This is a genomic window from Streptomyces showdoensis, from assembly GCF_039535475.1.
GTDB lineage: Bacteria > Actinomycetota > Actinomycetes > Streptomycetales > Streptomycetaceae > Streptomyces > Streptomyces showdoensis.
In genome coordinates this window covers 392020-408295 of record NZ_BAAAXG010000027.1, presented here as the reverse complement: position 1 = coordinate 408295, position 16276 = coordinate 392020, and the positions used below count along the sequence as shown (strand labels likewise).

General features: G+C 75.0%; 14 protein-coding genes and 1 pseudogene. 10 read left to right on the top strand and 5 right to left on the bottom strand.

The window, feature by feature from the left end; all coding sequences use genetic code 11:
- Positions 1-313: 313 nt before the first annotated feature.
- The 9 genes and pseudogenes from ABD981_RS34685 to ABD981_RS34640 all read left to right on the top strand — a co-directional run.
- Positions 314-1363 carry a methyltransferase gene (locus ABD981_RS34685; RefSeq protein ID WP_046906736.1) on the top strand — a complete coding sequence of 350 codons (1050 nt, stop codon included), beginning with the start codon at positions 314-316 and terminating at the stop codon, positions 1361-1363.
- A gap of 140 nt (positions 1364-1503) precedes the next feature.
- Entirely contained in the window at positions 1504-2259 is a 756-nt protein-coding gene (locus ABD981_RS34680) for a (Fe-S)-binding protein (protein WP_046906737.1), read from the top strand.
- A 50-nt stretch (positions 2260-2309) separates the two neighbouring features.
- The gene (locus tag ABD981_RS34675) at positions 2310-3815 is read left to right on the top strand and encodes a lactate utilization protein B (RefSeq protein ID WP_046906738.1); all 1506 of its coding nucleotides are present in this window, start codon (positions 2310-2312) and stop codon (positions 3813-3815) included.
- Complete coding sequence (locus tag ABD981_RS34670) at positions 3812-4462, top strand: LutC/YkgG family protein (protein WP_046906739.1); 651 nt, start codon at positions 3812-3814, stop codon at positions 4460-4462. The genes ABD981_RS34675 and ABD981_RS34670 overlap by 4 nt, the downstream gene beginning before the upstream one ends.
- Before the next feature lie 199 nt (positions 4463-4661).
- Entirely contained in the window at positions 4662-5198 is a 537-nt protein-coding gene (locus ABD981_RS38975) for an EF-hand domain-containing protein (protein WP_046906740.1), read from the top strand.
- The gene (locus ABD981_RS34655) at positions 5198-6331 is read left to right on the top strand and encodes an isocitrate/isopropylmalate family dehydrogenase (protein WP_046906819.1); all 1134 of its coding nucleotides are present in this window, start codon (positions 5198-5200) and stop codon (positions 6329-6331) included. The genes ABD981_RS38975 and ABD981_RS34655 overlap by 1 nt, the downstream gene beginning before the upstream one ends.
- Positions 6328-6978, top strand: coding sequence for a cysteine hydrolase family protein (locus tag ABD981_RS34650; RefSeq protein ID WP_046906741.1), 651 nt, complete (start codon positions 6328-6330; stop codon positions 6976-6978). The genes ABD981_RS34655 and ABD981_RS34650 overlap by 4 nt, the downstream gene beginning before the upstream one ends.
- On the top strand, positions 6975-7892 hold the full coding sequence (locus ABD981_RS34645; RefSeq protein WP_046906742.1) for an SAM-dependent methyltransferase: 918 nt from the start codon (positions 6975-6977) through the stop codon (positions 7890-7892). The genes ABD981_RS34650 and ABD981_RS34645 overlap by 4 nt, the downstream gene beginning before the upstream one ends.
- A gap of 102 nt (positions 7893-7994) precedes the next feature.
- Positions 7995-9065 (top strand): annotated as a pseudogene (locus tag ABD981_RS34640) (AI-2E family transporter); the annotation flags it as partial.
- Between the two features lie 198 nt (positions 9066-9263).
- Here the strand turns inward: ABD981_RS34640 and ABD981_RS34635 are convergent.
- Positions 9264-10163, bottom strand: coding sequence for an EamA family transporter (locus tag ABD981_RS34635; RefSeq protein WP_046906743.1), 900 nt, complete (start codon positions 10161-10163; stop codon positions 9264-9266).
- A gap of 69 nt (positions 10164-10232) precedes the next feature.
- Between ABD981_RS34635 and ABD981_RS34630 the strand changes: the two genes are divergently transcribed.
- Positions 10233-11168, top strand: coding sequence for a LysR family transcriptional regulator (locus ABD981_RS34630; RefSeq protein WP_240495150.1), 936 nt, complete (start codon positions 10233-10235; stop codon positions 11166-11168).
- 7 nt (positions 11169-11175) lie between these two features.
- Here the strand turns inward: ABD981_RS34630 and ABD981_RS34625 are convergent, their stop codons facing one another.
- The 4 genes from ABD981_RS34625 to ABD981_RS34610 all read right to left on the bottom strand — a co-directional run bounded on the left by ABD981_RS34625 (position 11176) and on the right by ABD981_RS34610 (position 16220).
- On the bottom strand, positions 11176-12126 hold the full coding sequence (locus tag ABD981_RS34625) for a PhzF family phenazine biosynthesis protein (RefSeq protein WP_123954324.1): 951 nt from the start codon (positions 12124-12126) through the stop codon (positions 11176-11178).
- Positions 12116-13315, bottom strand: coding sequence for a CaiB/BaiF CoA transferase family protein (locus tag ABD981_RS34620; protein WP_046906744.1), 1200 nt, complete (start codon positions 13313-13315; stop codon positions 12116-12118). The genes ABD981_RS34625 and ABD981_RS34620 overlap by 11 nt, the downstream gene beginning before the upstream one ends.
- A 76-nt stretch (positions 13316-13391) precedes the next feature.
- Positions 13392-15281: a helix-turn-helix domain-containing protein gene (locus ABD981_RS34615; RefSeq protein WP_046906745.1), complete on the bottom strand. Its 1890-nt coding sequence runs from the start codon at positions 15279-15281 to the stop codon at positions 13392-13394.
- 105 nt (positions 15282-15386) lie between these two features.
- Complete coding sequence (locus ABD981_RS34610; RefSeq protein ID WP_046906823.1) at positions 15387-16220, bottom strand: 3-hydroxybutyrate dehydrogenase; 834 nt, start codon at positions 16218-16220, stop codon at positions 15387-15389.
- Positions 16221-16276: the final 56 nt, after the last annotated feature.

Here is a 16276-nt window from a genome sequence, read left to right as displayed (position 1 = left end):
CCGACGGCGTCCCGCCGTCGGCAGGGGGCGCGCTCGCGCGTTTCCGGGCAGCTGGACGACGGCGGAACGACGGCTCCCGCCCTACCACACCGAGCGAATCCGCGGGATACCCCGGTACGCGTGCTACCGAAATTCACCCGTCCCCGGGATCACGAATGTGCATTAGCCCGCGCTTTCGTAGATCGCATGAATACGTGATGCTCCGGGTCTCCCCGTACGACAGCCTGTATTCACGCCTCCGCTGAGCGGCCGGCCGGAAAAGACATCGCCCGACCGGGTATTCACCACGCACTGAATCTGGGAGCGAAATACAATGTCGGACACTTCGATCGACCCCTCGACGAGTTCCATCGAGCCGCTGCGTGAGCTCTTCTACGGGCACTACAGGTTCCAGTACCTGAGCGCCGCCTGCCAGTTCGGCCTCTTCGAGCTGCTGGGGCGCGAGCCGGGTCTGACCCGGAAGGACGTCGCGGAGCGCCTGGGCATCGAGGAGCAGCCGGCCCGCATCCTGCTGCTCGGCTGCACCAGCGCCGGCCTGCTCCGCAAGGAGGACGACGGCTACTTCAACACGGCGGTCTCCGCTCCGCTCGCCGGAAAGCTGGACGACATCCCGGCCGCGTTCGTGCCGTGGGAGCAGCAGATCAACTACCGGCCGATGTTCTGGTTCTACGAGTCGCTCAAGGAGTACAGCAACGTCGGCCTCCAGAAGGAGGTTCCCGGCGACTCCCCGACGCTGTACGGCCGGCTCGCGCTGGACCCGGCGAAGGAGACCGTGTTCCACAACATGATGGGCTCGGTGAGCCGCGTCATGGCCGAGGAGCTCGTGCAGGAGCTGGACCTCTCGGGCTACACCCACCTGCTGGACATCGGCGGCGGCACGGCGGTCAACGCCACGCACCTGGCGCGCCGCTGGCCGCACCTGCAGATCACCATCGCCGACCTGCCCACCGTGGCGGAGCGGGCCAACCAGAAGATCGCCTCGCTCGGCCTGGGCGACCGGGTCCGCGCGATCGGCCTCGACGTCTTCAAGGACGAGTTCCCCAAGGGCTGCGACGCCGTCCTCTTCGGCCACTTCCTGGAGATCTGGTCCGCGGAGCGCAACAAGGAGCTCATCGCGAAGGCGGCCCGTGCCGTCGAGCCCGGCGCCGGCCTCTTCGTGGCCACCCCGCTGGCCCACGACGACGAGACCGGCCCGGACGTGGCCGCCGCGCTGTCCGCGTACTTCCTGACGATCGCGTCGGGCGAGGGCATGGTCTACACGCCCAAGGAGTACGAGGAGTGGGCCGCCGAGTTCGGCTTCGAGGCCAGCGGCCGGCTGCACGTCGGCATCGGCGACATCGTGATCAAGGGCACCAAGCGCTGACCGGCGCCACCCCGTCCGGTCCAGGACGCCCGCCTCCCGAGCTCTCCCGGGGAGGCGGGCGTCCCGCGTTCCCGGGGCTGTCTAGGGTGGGCACCAGCACGGCGTACGGCCCCCGCCCCCGACCTCCCGAAGGAGCCGCGATGCGTGTCGCCCTGTTCCTGACCTGTGTGAACGACACGCTCTATCCGGACACCGGCCGGGCGGTGGTGCGGCTGCTGACGCGGCTGGGCGTCGACGTCGACTTCCCGGTGGGGCAGACCTGTTGCGGGCAGGCGCACTACAACACGGGCTACCGGCACGAGGCCGAACCGCTGGCGCGGCGCTTCGCGGAGGTCTTCGGCGGTTACGAGGCGGTCGTGACGCCCTCCGGGTCCTGCGGGGCGATGGTGCGGGAGCTGTATCCGCGCATGGGCGAGCGGGCCCGCGCGGAGGGCCGCGGCGGCGCGCTGGCGGCGGCCCTGGCGCCCGTGGTGCCGAGGACGTACGAACTGACCGAGTTCCTGGTGGACGTGCTGGGGGTGACGGACGTCGGCGCCTCCTACCCGCACACGGTCACCTACCACCCGACCTGTCACGGGCTGCGCGGCCTGGGGCTCGGCGACCGGCCGCTGCGGCTGCTGAGGGCGGTGAAGGGACTCGACCTGCGGGAACTGCCGGGCGCCGAGGAGTGCTGCGGCTTCGGCGGCACCTTCGCCCTGAAGAACCCGGACGTCTCGGCGGCCATGGGCGCGGACAAGGTGCGCAGCGCCGAGTCCACCGGCGCGGAGGTGCTGTGCGCGGCCGACAACTCGTGTCTGATGCACCTCGGGGGGACGATGGCGCGGCTGCGGACGGGCATGCGGCCCGTCCACATCGCGGAGATCCTCGCGAGCACGGAGGAGGACCCCCTGTCATGAGCGGCGTGAGCGGTGGGAGTGGTGGGAGTGGCGTGAGTGGTGGGAGTGGCGTGAACGGCACCTTCCTCGGCATGCCGGCGTTCCCCGAGGCGGCGCGCGAGGCCGTGCGCGACGAGCGGCTGCGCGGCAACCTGCGGCACGCCACCCACACGATCCGCGCCAAGCGGGCCGCCGCCGTGGCGGAGGTCTCGGACTGGGCGGAGCTGCGCGAGGCCGGCCGGCGCATCAAGGACCACACCCTGCGCCATCTCGACCGCCATCTGCTGCGGTTGGAGGAGTCCGTGACGGCCGCCGGCGGCACGGTCCACTGGGCGGCGGACGCGGCGGAGGCCAACCGGATCGTCACCGCCCTGGTGCGGGCGACGGGCGAGTCGGAGGTCGTCAAGGTCAAGTCGATGGCCACCCAGGAGATCGGTCTCAACGAGGCCCTGGAGGCGGCGGGGATCCGTGCCTACGAGACCGATCTCGCCGAACTGATCGTGCAGTTGGGCGACGACCGGCCCTCGCACATCCTGGTCCCCGCCATCCACCGCAACCGCGCCGAGATCCGGGACGTCTTCCGCTCCGAGATGGCCGCCTGGGGCCGCCCGGCGCCGGAGGACCTCACCGACTCCCCCGCCGCGCTGGCCGAGGCCGCCCGGCTCCATCTGCGGGAGAAGTTCCTGCGCGCCAAGGTGGGCATCTCCGGCGCCAACTTCATGGTCGCGGAGACCGGGACGCTGGTCGTCGTGGAGTCCGAGGGCAACGGCCGGATGTGCCTGACCCTGCCCGAGACGCTGATCTCGGTCGTCGGCATCGAGAAGACGGTGCCGACCTGGCGGGACCTGGAGGTCTTCCTCCAGACCCTGCCGCGCTCCTCGACCGCCGAGCGGATGAACCCGTACACCTCGCTGTGGACCGGCACGGCCGACGGCGACGGGCCGCGCGCCTTCCACCTGGTCCTGCTCGACAACGGGCGCACCGACACCCTCGCGGACGAGGTCGGGCGGCAGGCGCTGCGTTGCATCCGCTGTTCGGCCTGCCTCAACGTGTGCCCGGTGTACGAGCGGGCCGGCGGCCACGCGTACGGCTCGGTCTACCCGGGCCCCATCGGCGCCATCCTCAGCCCCCAGCTGCGCGGGACGGCGAGCGGGATCGACGCCTCCCTCCCCTTCGCCTCCTCGCTGTGCGGGGCCTGCTACGAGGTCTGCCCGGTCGCCATCGACATCCCGGAGGTCCTCGTCCACCTGCGCGAGCGCGTGGTCCAGGGCGGACCGGCGACCCGCGAGGGCACCAAGGTGGTGCTGCGGCCGGCGAAGGGTCACGCCGCCGAGCGGGCGGCGATGCGCGCGGCCCGCTGGGCGTTCGGCCGGCCCGGCGTGCTGCGCACCGGCCAGCGGCTCGCCGCCCGCACCCGGCGGCTCCACCCGCGGACGCTGCCCGGCCCCGGCCGGGCCTGGACCGCGACCCGGGAGCTGCCGCCGGTCCCGGCGGAGCCCTTCCGCGACTGGTGGGAACGCACCGACGGCGGCCGGAACGAAGGCGACGCCCCGCAGGACCCGGAGGAGACGAAGTGAGCAGCAGGGAACGGGTCCTCGGGCGGGTGCGGCGCGCCCTCGCCGGACTCCCGGCCGACCCCGTGCCGTACGAGGAGGCCGTCGCGCGCGCCTATCTGCGGCAGCACGGGGAGCGGAGCCCCGAGCGGACCGTGGAACTGCTCGCGGAGAACCTGGCGGACTACCGCGCGCTCGTGCACCGCTGCACCGCCGGGGAACTCCCTGCGGTCCTGGCGGGGCTGCTGGCCGCGCGGGGCGCACGGACGGTGCTCGTCCCGCCGGGCCTCGACCCCGGCTGGCTCGCGGCGAGCGACGCCGAGCGGGTCGCGGACCGCGCGGAGAGCACGCCCGCGGAGCTCGACCGGGTCGACAGCGTGGTCACCGGCTGCGCGCTGGCCGTCGCCGAGACCGGCACCCTCGTCCTCGACGGCTCCGCCGACCAGGGCCGCCGCCGCATCACCCTGGTCCCGGACCACCACGTCTGCGTGGTGCGCGTCCCTGACCAGGTGGTCGCCTCGGTGCCGCTGGCCCTGGAGCGCCTGGACCCGACCCGCCCGCTGACCTGGATCTCGGGTCCGTCCGCGACCAGCGACATCGAACTGGACCGGGTGGAGGGGGTGCACGGCCCGCGGACGCTGGAGGTCGTGCTGGTCGGCGAGTCCCGCTGACCGTCCCCGGGAGCCCGGGGGGGCGGGGCTCCGTGTTCCCCTTCGGGCGGCACCTCACGCACCCTCCGGAGGGGTCCACTCCTTCGAGTGTGCAGGGACGTTTCTGCAACCGGTGCGCCCCGGCGGCGACCTGAGAATGGATCAGCCGCCGGGGTGCGCCCGGCGCACTCCCCCTCCCGGAAACCAGAGGCGTATCAGCATGACCACCCCCCATGCCCTCGACCGCGTGCGACTCGTCTTCGAGCTCTTCGACGCCGACGGGAACGGCCACATCGAGCCCGCCGACTTCGTGCTGATGGGCAACCGCGCCGTCGCGGCGGTGCCGGGCGCGCAGGACTCCGCGACCGCGCGGCTGCTCGACGCGTTCCAGCAGTACTGGAAGACGCTGGAGAGCGAGCTGGACGCCGACCTCGACGGGCGGATCAGCTTCGAGGAGTTCCAGGCCGTCGTGCTCTCCCCGGAGCGCTTCGACGCCACCGTCGACGAGTTCGCCGAGGCCCTGGCGGGCCTGGGCGACCCGGACGGCGACGGCTTCGTCGACCGGCCCGAGTTCCTCGCCCTGATGACCGCGATCGGCTTCGAGCACGCCAACATCGAGGCCCTGTTCGACGCCTTCGAGCCCGTCGAGGGCGACCGCATCCCGGTCGCCACCTGGGCGGACGGCATCCGGGACTACTACCGGCCCGAGAAGGCCGGGATCCCCGGCGACCACCTGACCGGCGCCGCGGCCGAGTGATGCCCCTCGCACAGCGGTCCCCCGAGGGCACCCCGGCCGCCGCGCAGCCCGTGATCGGGCTCGCGGTGGGCCGGGGCACCGGCGCCGAACTGGCCGGGGTCTTCGAGCGGGTGCTCGGCGCCCTCACCGCGCCGCTCCCGGCCGGCGTCCGGATCGAGCGCTCCCCGCGCCTCTACCACTCGTACGTCTCGCTCCGCCGGGAACACGAGGACGTCGCCAGGATCCAGGAGCTGACGGCCGAGGACGCCGACCACTACGAGCGCTTCTGCCGTGCCCTGTCCGCGGCCGGCACCCGGGCCGTCTTCCGGACCGCGATCAACGCCCAGTCGCTCTACCTGGTCCGCCGCCGGCTGCGTGCCGTGAAGGTGGACCTGCTGACCGCCGGGCCGACGTCCCTGCTGCTCGTCCGCGACCAGGCCCAGGGCTTCTACACCGGCGAGAACCGGCACGCGCCGGGCGAGGTCGTCCGCACCCTGACCTTCAGCCGGGAGGTCACCGAGGCGGTCGTCCGCCACGCCCTGGAGCGGGCGCGCCGGGAGTGGCCGGACGGGGACGTCGGCCGGATCGTGATGGCGTACAAGTTCCATCTGCTGGACGGCGCGTTCGACGCCTGGGTGGACGGGCTCGCGGACCGGCTCGGGGTACGGATCGAGGTGTTCCAGCCGGACACGGTCAACCGCAACCTGCTGGCCCACGGCCTGCCGGACCGCACCCTGCTCATCGCCGGGAACGAGTGGGCCGACATCATGCACGTCATGCTGCTCGACCGGTTCGGTTCCGACCGGCAGGAGAACCGGTGCACCGAGAACGTCTGCCTCGATCCCGGGATGGGCGGCCTGGTCGAGTACCAGACCGTGCACGGCTCGGCCGACGACCTGGCCGGCCGGGACCTGGTCAATCCGGTGGCGACCGTCCGCGCGGCGGCCCTCGTCGCGGAACGCCACTGCGGCCGCACCGGTGCCGTACGGGCCACCGAGACGGCCCTGGCGGCCCTGACCGAGCAGGGCGTGGGCACCCCGGACCTCGGCGGGCGGCACTCCACCACCGCCGTGGTCGACGCCCTGCTGGACGCGCTCGACGTGACCGCCGTCGGTACGGCTCCGCAGTCGGCGGCCCTGGTCGGCGGCTCATGACCGAGCCGTCGGGAACCGCCCTGGTCGTCGTGGACCTGCAGAACGACTTCTGCGCCACCCCGGTGGCCCGGGCCCGCTTCCGGGGCTCCCCCGCCGCCCTGGACGCCGCCGTCGCCGGCAGCGTCCGGGCGGTGGCGGAGGCCCGGCGGCGGGGCGTCGAGGTGGTCTTCGTGCGCTTCCTCGGCGACCCGGCCTTCCAGGGGGCGAGCTGGCGGTGGCGCGACGAGCGGCTGGGCAAGCGGCCGAAGTGCCTGGAGGGCTCGTTCGGGGCCGAGTTCACCGGGGCTCTCCCGGTGGCCGGGGAACGCGTCTTCACCAAGCGGGCCTGCTTCGACGCCTTCCTCGCCGAGGGCTTCGGGGAACACCTCACCGGCCGGGGCGTCGGGCACCTCGTCTTCGCGGGGCTCTTCGCGGACGTGTGCGTGGACTCCACCGCCCGCACGGCCTTCCAGAAGGGCTTCCACGTCACCGTCCTGACGGAGTGCACCACCTCCCTCCACCTGCCGTACGACTCCGTGCTGCGGTTCATGCGGGCCGTCTACGGCGCGCGGACCACCACCGCGGACGACGCCGGGGCCTGGACCTCGCCCGCACGCGTACCGGTGCCGGTGCCGGTGCCGGTGCCGGCAGCGAAGGAGGGGCCGTGACCGTCGCCCCGGGGCCGAGCGCCGGTGTGGCCGCGGGCGTGGGCCGTACCGCGCTGCTCGTGGCGGCGGCCCGCGCCATCGAGACGTACCGCGCGGACAGCCTGGCCCGCGACCCGCTCGCGGAGCACTTCGTCCGCGCGACACCGGTGTCGGCGGACTGGCCGGTCCACCCGGACCAGGTGCCCGGAGGGACGGCCGATCCGCTCTGGGGGCGGCTCGGCCGCTACTTCGGGCTGCGGACCCGGGTCCTCGACGACCATCTGCTCGGCTCCGTGCGGACGGGGGTGCGCCAGGTGGTGCTGCTGGGCGCGGGACTGGACTCCCGGGCGTTCCGGCTCGACTGGCCGCCCGGGTGCACGGTCCACGAGCTCGACACCGCGGAGGTCCTGGCCTTCAAGCAGGAGGTGCTCAACCGGTCCGGTGCCGTGCCGGTGGCCGAGCGCAGGCCGCTCGCCGTGGACCTCCGGGACGACTGGGAGCGGGCCCTGCTCGACGCGGGGTTCTCCCCCGGCCTGCCGACCGCCTGGCTCGCCGAGGGCCTGCTGCTCTACCTCCCGGCCGGGGCCGAGCGACGGCTGGTCGCCACCGTGGACCGGCTCAGCGCGGCCGGCAGCACCCTCGCGTACGAGGTCAAGGAGGTCGCGGAGGCGCCGCGGGTGCGCCGGAACCCGGTGTACGTCGCGGCGCGGGAGCGGCTCGGCATCGACCTGGTGGCGCTCTTCGACACCCGGCCCCGGCCCGACTCGGCCGGCGAACTCGCCCGGCGGGGCTGGGCCGTGGACGTGCGCGGCCCGTACGACTTCACCGCCCTGCACGGCCGCGGGCCGCTTCCGGAGCCGGACGACGCCCTCGCGGTCAACCGCTGGGTCTTCGCGACGGCCACGGGCGCGCGCCCGACACGCCCGGCCGGCTGACCGCGGCCTCCCCGGGCGAGCGGCGTCACCCGGACGACCCGGTCGGGGGAATGTCGGGCCCGGGCCGTGGCGCGGGACGGCCACGGTGGTACGTCGTCGGTCATGCAGCCAGCCGCTCCGCCCACGGTCGCCCCGTTCCTCCGCACGGCCGCCGCCTACGCGTGGCGGCTGCTGGTCGTCGGCGTCCTCGTCTACGCGCTGTTCGCCGTGCTGGGGCGCTTCCACGAGGTCGGGGTGGCGGTCTTCCTCGGCCTGGTGGTCACCGCGCTGCTGCGTCCGGTCGCCGACCTGGTCGCGCGCCGGCTCCCCCGCCCGCTGGCCGTGACGCTCACGCTGCTCGGCGGCATCGCCCTCGTCCTCGGCGTGCTCGCCCTGGTCGGGGAGGCGGTCGCGGGCGAGCGGACGACGCTGGTCCGGGAGTTCAGGGACGGCATCGGGCGGATCGAGCACTGGCTGCAGCGGCCGCCGTTCCGGCTGGACCCGCAGGCGCTCACGGACCTCCAGTCGAAGATCGGGGACTTCCTGTCGAGCCACCGGTCGACGCTCGTGAGCCAGGCGCTGAGCGGGGCGCACCAGGTCGTGGCGGTGCTGACCACCCTGGCCCTGGCGCTGTTCTGCTCGGTGTTCTTCATCCACTCGGGGGACCGGCATTGGGACTGGTTCCAGGAGCAGCTGCCGCGGTCGGTGCGGGACCGGGTGGGGGTCGGCGGGCGGGCGGCCTGGCGGACGTTCACCGGCTACACCCACGGGATCGTGCTGGTGGCCGCGACGAACGCGGTCCTCGTGGGCCTCGCGCTGTGGCTGCTCGGCGTGCCGCTCGCGGTGCCGCTGGCGCTGCTGGAGTTCCTGGCCGCGTTCATCCCGCTGATCGGCTCGCCGATCGCCCTCGCGGTCGCGGCCGTCGTGGCGCTCGCGTCCAAGGGGCCTTGGGTGGCGGCGATCGTGATCGCCCTGATCGTGGTCATCGGCCAGATCGAGGGCCATCTGCTGCATCCGCTCGTGATGAGCTGGGCCGTGCGCCTGCACCCGCTGGTCGTGGCCATCTCGGTGGTCGCGGGGTCGATCGCGGCCGGCATCCTCGGGGCGGTGGTGGCGGTGCCGCTGGTGTCGGTGGTGTGGTCGGTGCACATCGCCCTGCGCGACGCGCGCCGGGCGGAGGCGGGCGACGGCGAGGGACCGGCCGGCGTCGGACGTGCCCGCGTCGGACCGGCCGGCGGAGGCGGAGGGCCGGACGGCGGACCGGACGGTGGAGGACCGGACGGTGGAGGACCGGACGGTCGTGGCCCGGCCCCGGAGGGCCCGAGGCCGGACGGACCGGCCCCGGACGGACCGGCCCCGGACGCCACCGGGCCGGACGCCCCGGGTCCGGGCTCAGGTGGCGGGTCCGCGGCCTGAGGTGGCGATGCTGAGCACGTTCGCGCCCACCACGGCCCCGATCGCGGCCCCCTCGGTCCACCCCAGGCCCTGGCCGAGCCCGATCCACCCGACCAGGGCCGCGAGCACCGGGTTGACGCTCATGAAGAGCCCGAAGGCGGCGGGCGGCACGTGCCGCAGGGTGAACAGGTCCACCAGGTACGGCACGGCCGAGGCGAGGACGCCGGCAGCGACGGCGTACCCGACGGCGGCGGCGGTCGGCGGGTGGTGTAGGACGACGTAGGCGCCGACCGGAAGGAACATCACGGCGGACAGCAGCGCCGCCGCCGCGCTCCCCTGGGCGCCGGGGACCCGGCGTCCGACCGTCCGGTTGAGCAGGATGTACGCGGCCCAGCAGACCGCCCCGAGCAGTCCGGCCGCCATCCCGACGTAGTCGGTGGTGGGCTGCGGGCGCATGAGGGTGACGACACCGGCGGCCGCCACGACCGCGCAGAACGCGTCGATCCGGCGTCGGGTGGCGGCCAGCGCGATGGCGAGCGGGCCCAGGAACTCCAGGGTCACGCCGAGGCCGAGGCCCACCCGGTCGATGGCGGTGTAGAGGGACAGGTTCATCGTGCCGAAGACGACCGCGAGCAGGGCGACCGGCCGCCACTGGTGCCGGGTGAAGCCGCGCAGCGCGGGCCGCCCGACGGCCAGCAGGACGGCGGCGGCCACGTACTGGCGGACCGCGACGACCCCGACGGGGCCGAGGACGGGGAAGGCGAGGGAGCCGGTCGCGGCACCGATCTGGTTGGACAGACCGCTGCCGAGCATGGCGGCGACGCCCGCGGAGGAGGCGCGCGGGGTCGGCCCGGTGCGCGTGTCCGGGGCGGTTCCGGCGGCAGGAGCAGAGTGCATGAGCCGATGGTCGGGGCCCGGCCTCCTTGCGCAAAATGCATGAACGCGTCCCGTCTATACGCTGGAGTCATGGATGGCAGGCGTGGCGGGGACGGCCGGGACGGCGGCAGGGGCCGGGACGACGGGCCCGGCGGAGGCGGCGCGGGCGGCGCGGGCGTGGAGCTGCGGCAGCTGCGCTGTCTGGTCGCGATCGTCGACGAGGGCACCTTCACCGACGCGGCGCTCGCGCTCGGCGTCTCGCAGGCCGCCGTGTCCCGCACCCTCGCGTCCCTCGAACGGGCCCTCGGCGTCCGCCTGTTGCGTCGCACCTCGCGGGCGGTGACCCCGACGGCGAACGGGATACGGGTCGTGGCGCACGCGCGGCGGGTGCTCGCGGAGGCGGACGAACTGGTCCGGGAGGCCACCTCCGGGCAGCGGGTCCTGCGGGTCGGCTACGCCTGGTCGGCGCTGGGCCGGCACACCCCGTCCTTCCAGCGCCGGTGGGCGGCCGCGCACCCGGGGACCGAGCTGCAGATGGTGCGGGTGAACACCGCGACCGCCGGGCTCGCGGAGGGCTCCTGCGACCTCGCCGTGCTGCGCAGGCCGCTGGAGGACCGGCGCTTCGACTCGGCGATCGTGGGACTCGAACGGCGCCTGTGCGTGATGGCCGCCGACGACCCGCTGGCCCGGCGGCGTTCGGTGCGGCTGGCGGACCTCACCGGTCACACGCTGCTGATCGACCGGCGCACCGGCACCACCACGCCGGATCTGTGGCCGCCGGACTCCCGCCCCGCGACGGAGGAGACGTACGACGTGGACGACTGGCTCACGGCGATCTCGACCGGCCGCCGGATCGGCATGAGCGCGGAGGCGACGGCGAGCCAGTACCGCCGCCCCGGGGTGGTGTACCGCCCGGTGCGGGACGCCGAGCCGGTCGCGGTGCGGCTCGCCTGGTGGCGGGACGACCCGCATCCGGCCGCCCCGACGGTGATCGAGCTGCTCACCGCGCTCTACCGGGGGGTGTGACGGGCGGTCAGGCGACCCGCGCCGTGCCGCCGATCAGGATCCGGGGGCCCAGCCGGCCGGCGTCGCCCGGCCCGTCGACGACCGTGGCCGTGATCCGCGCGGGGCTGCCGAGGGCGTCCCCCATGTCGACGGCGAGGTCCGTGAAGCCGCGCCCGGCGAGGTGGGCGGCGAGGCAGGCGGTGCCGTTGGCGTTGGCGACGTCCTCCGGGACGCCGATGGAGGGCGCGAACATCCGGGCCGCGAGGGCGCCCGCGGCGGACGGCGGGGAGTGGACGTAGGCGCCGAGGAGCCCGAGCCGGTCGCAGGCCGCGCGCAGCCGGCCGGGGTCGGGCGCGAGCGCGGCGAGGGCGGCGCGGGAGGACACGGGCACCAGGATCCGCTCGCGGCCCACCCCGGCCACCCGCGGCTCGGGGCCCACCTCGTCGGGTGCGAGGCCCAGGGCGGGCAGGACCAGCCCGCGCTCGGCGGCGGTCGGCGGGCGCAGGTCCACGGGGCCGGGGTCGAACAGGCCCGTGCCGCGGCCCCCTTCGGCCCGGGCGCGGCCGGGGAACGCGCTCCGGGCGGTACGGAGGGTGGCACGGTACGGCCCGTCCGGCGCGGCGCGCGAGGCGAGGAGGACGAGGGCGGCGACGGTGCCGTGCCCGCAGGCGGGCAGCTCGCCCTCGGCGGTGAAGAACCGCAGGTCCACGGTGGGTTCGGGACCGTCCTCCTCCCGTACGCGGACGAACACGGCGTGCGAGGTGCCCGAGGCGACGGCCACTCCGCGCCGGGCCTCCTCGCCGAGCGGCGCGCCCGTCTCCAGGACGACCGCGGTGGGGCTGCCTCCGGTGCCGTCGCGCAGGCAGGCGTGGACGAGGGTGACGGGCACGGGACCGACGGGGGCGGTCGCGGCGGTGGGTCCGGGCGTGCCTGCCGCGGCCGTCGTGCCCGGTGTGCCGGGCGGGGGCTCAGACGGCATGCTCGTCCCGCATCCGTGCGACGGCGTCGGCCCCGTACCCCAGTTCGGCCAGGATGCGCTCGGTGTGCTCGCCGACGGCGGGCACGGCGCCCATGTGGGCGTCGACGCCGACGAGATCGGCCGGGGGCAGCAGCGCGGGCACCCGGGCGCCGCCGGGGATCGGCACCTCGCGCCAGCGGTCCCGGGCGCTGAGCACGGGGTGCTCCAGGAAGCCGGCGATGTCGTTGACCCCGGCGTTGGCGACGCCCGCCTCGTCGAGGAGCTCGCCCGCCGTCGTGCTGTCGAGCTCGGCGAACCGGGCGGCGACGATCGCGTCGAGCTCCTCGCGGTGGGCGAGGCGGTCGGAGCCGGTGGCGAACCGCGGGTCGTCGGCGAGGGCGGGCCGGCCGAGGAAGCGCTCGCACAGCGCCACCCATTCGCGCTCGTTCTGGACGGAGAACAGCACGTCGTTGCCGTCGGCGGCGGTGAAGGCGCCGTAGGGGGCGATGGTGGCGTGCCGGGTGCCGACGCGCGGGGGCTGGCTGCCGCCGAAGCGGGTGTAGTAGGCGGGCTGGCCCATCCATTCGGCGAGCGCCTCGAAGAGGGAGACCTCGACGGCGCGGGCGACGCCGGTGGTGGCGCGGGTGAACAGGGCGGTGAGGATGCCGCTGTAGGCGTACATCCCGGCGGCGATGTCGGCGACCGACACTCCGGCGCGGGCGGCGCCGTGCTCGTTGCCGGTGAGCGACACCAGGCCGGTCTGGCACTGGACGAGCAGGTCGTACGCCTTGCGGTCGGCCCAGGGGCCGCTGGTCCCGTATCCGGAGACGGTGCAGGCGATCAGCGAGGGGAAGCGCTCGGCGAGCGCCTCCGCGCCGAGCCCCATCCGGGCGGCCGCCCCCGGCGCCAGGTTCTGCACGAACACGTCGGCCCCGGCCAGCAGTCGCTCCAGGACCTCGCGGCCCGCGGCGCTCTTCAGGTCGAGGGTGAGGGACTCCTTCGACCGGTTGAGCCACACGAAATAGCTGGACTCGCCGTGCACGGTCGTGTCGTACCGGCGGGCGAAGTCCCCCTCGCCGGGGCGCTCCACCTTGATCACCCTGGCCCCGAGGTCGGCCAGCTGCCGGGTGGCGAAGGGGGCGGCCACGGCCTGCTCGAGGCTGACGACGGTGATGCCGGAGAGCGGGAGCCCGTCGGGGCGTGCGGTCATGGAGGGGCCTCCTGGGGGTACGGGCCCCGGCACGAGGGGGCACGCGGCGCGGCGGGCGGCTCCGGGCGGAGCTCCGTCAGCGTATGACGGCCTCCGCGAGGGCGTGCAGGCGCAGGGCCAGCTGGATCTCCAGGGCCCGGGCCGGGGTCTGCCAGTCGGGTCCGAGGAGGCGGCCGATCCGCTCGATGCGCTGGGCCACGGTGTTCACGTGGACGTGCAGGTCGTCCTTGGTGCGGGCGGGGCTCATCCCGCAGGCGAAGTAGGCCTCCATGGTGCGCACCAGGTCGGTGCCCCGGCGGCGGTCGTAGGCGACGACCTGGCCGATGGTGCGGTCGACGAAGCCCTCGATGTCGCGTGTGTCGGCGAGCAGCAGGCCGAGGAAGCCGAGGTCCTCGGCGGCGGCGCCCTCGCCCTGGCGGTGCAGCAGCCGGAGGGCGTCGAGGCAGCGGCGGGCCTCCTCGTACGCGGGGGCCACCCGGTCGGGGTGGGCGAGCGGGGCCGTGAGGGGGGCGGAGGCGCCGACGGTGACCGGTTCGCGGAGGGCGCCGCCCAGGTGTCTCGCGGTCTGCCGGGCCAGTTCGGCGGCGCTCTCGCCGGGTCCGAGGGGCAGCAGCAGGACCGTGCCGCCGTCGCGGGCGGAGGCCAGGCCGTGCCGGGTGGCGGCCAGGTGCGAGGCGGCCGAGCGCAGCCGCTGGCGGTCGGCGCTCTCGCGTCCGCCCGGGTCCGGTTCGGCCCCGGCGCCGGCCCGGTCGATCCGGGCGGCGAGCACCACGTGGGGCGCGTCGCTGTCGGTGCGCAGCCGGGCGGCGCGCTCGCGCAGCAGCCGCCGGTCGCGGTCGGGGGCGTCGAGGAGGTCGTCGAGGAGGTCGCCCCGGACGCGCTGCTCGGCCTCGCCCGCGGAGCGCCGGGCGAGCAGCAGCAGCGAGGTCACCAGGGCGGCCCGCTCCAGGGTGCGCAGGTCGACGGGGTCGAGGTCGGGGCTGTCGCGCAGGACGAGGGCGCCGAAGCTCTCGCCGCCGGCGGAGACGGCGGCGATCCAGTCGTCCCCCGCGCGGGTGGCGTGGCCTTCGGCGATCCGGCCGGGGCCGGGCGGCTCCTCGGTGAACTCGACGGTGCCGCCGAGGACTTCGGAGACGGCGGCGGCCACGTCGTGCACCCCGCCGCCGCGCAGGACGAGTTCGGTGAGCCGGTCGTGGACCTCGGAGGCCCGCTCGATGACGCCGTTGTGCTCGCGGATGATGTCGTTGGCCCGCTCCAGCTCGGCGAGGGCGGAGCGGGTCTCGGCGAGCAGGTTGGCGGTGTCGATGGCGACGGCGGCGTGGGCGGCGAAGGAGCCGAGGAGGGCGACCTGTTCGCGCTCGAAGACCCGGGCCCGCCGGTCGGCGGCGAAGAGGACGCCGATGACCTGGCTGCCGAGGGTGAGCGGCACCCCGAGGATCGCGACCAGGCCCTCGTCGCCGACGGCGCCGTCGATGGGCTCGGTGTGCTGGAACCGGGCGTCGTGGAAGTAGTCGTCGGTGACGTAGGGCCGGGCGGTCTGGGCGACGAGTCCGCCGAGCCCCTCCCCCATGCCGAGCCGGAGCTGCTGGAAGCGGGCCGAGACGGAACCCTCGGTGACCCGCATGTAGGTGTCGCCGCGGGCCGGGTCGTTGAGGCTGAGGTAGGCGACCTCGGTGCCGAGGAGGGAGCGGGCGCGCTGGACGATGGCGCGCAGCACGTCGTCGAGGTCGCGCAGGCCCGCGAGGTCGTTGGCGGTCTCGAAGAGCGCGGACAGCTCGGCCTCGCGCCGCCGCCGGCCCTCCAGTTCGGCCCGGACCCGCAGCGCGAGCTGCTTGGCCTGTTCCAGCCGGGCCAGCTCCTCCGGGCCCGCGCCGCTCGCTCGGGCGAGCAGCGCGGGCCGGTCGTACGCCTCGGTGGCGGCGCCGCGGGCGAGGAGCTCCAGGTAGACGGCCTGTTCGTGGGTCATGGTCACAGGGATACCTGCCGTACGGGGGGTCGCACCAGCCCTGTGGACAACCGTGGGCGGCCGCGGACGGCCGCCTGTGGACGACGGGCTCGGCGCGAGCGGTGGTCAGTGGGCGGTCCATCCCCCGTCGAGGACCAGCGAGGTGCCCGTGACGAACGAGGCCTGCGGGGTGCAGAGGTAGAGCACGGCCTCGGCGACCTCCTCGGGCTCGATGAGCCGCTTCAGCGCCGAGTCCTTCAGCAGGACGTCGGAGACGACCCGCTCGACGGGGATGCCGTGGGCGGCGGCCTGGTCGGCGATCTGCCGCTCGACGAGGGGCGTGCGCACATAGCCGGGGTTGACGCAGTTGGAGGTGACCCCGTGCGGGGCGCCTTCGAGGGCGGCGGTCTTGGAGAGGCCCTCCAGACCGTGTTTGGCGGCCACATAGGCGGACTTGAAGGGCGAGGCGCGCAGCCCGTGGACGGAGGACACGTTGACGATCCGGCCCCAGCCGCGCGCGTACATCTCCGGCAGGGCGCCCCTGATCAGCCGGAAGGGCGCCTCCAGCATCACGGTGAGGACGGTGTGGAAGACCTCCGGGGGGAACTCCTCGATGGGGCGGACGAGCTGGAGTCCGGCGTTGTTCACGAGGATGTCGGTGCCCGCCGCGGCCGCCTCGGCGGCGTCGAGGTCGGTGAGGTCGAGCAGCTGGGGTTCGACCGCTCCGGCGAGGCCCCGGGCGGCTCCCGCCAGCTCGTCGAGCCCTTCGGCGGCCCGGTCGACGGCTCTGACCCGGGCCCCGGCGGCGGCGAGCCGCAGCGCGCAGGCCCGGCCGATGCCGCCGGCGGCGCCGGTGACGAGCGCGGTGCGCCCGGTGAGGTCGAGGGGGACGGCCCCGGGTACGGGGCCGGGCGCGGGGGCCTGGGCAGGTGCGGGACCTGATGGGGTGGGGGCGCTCATGCTCCGCACCCTATGAAGCGCCCCACCCCCCGACCGATGTGTTCCTCACCCATAGT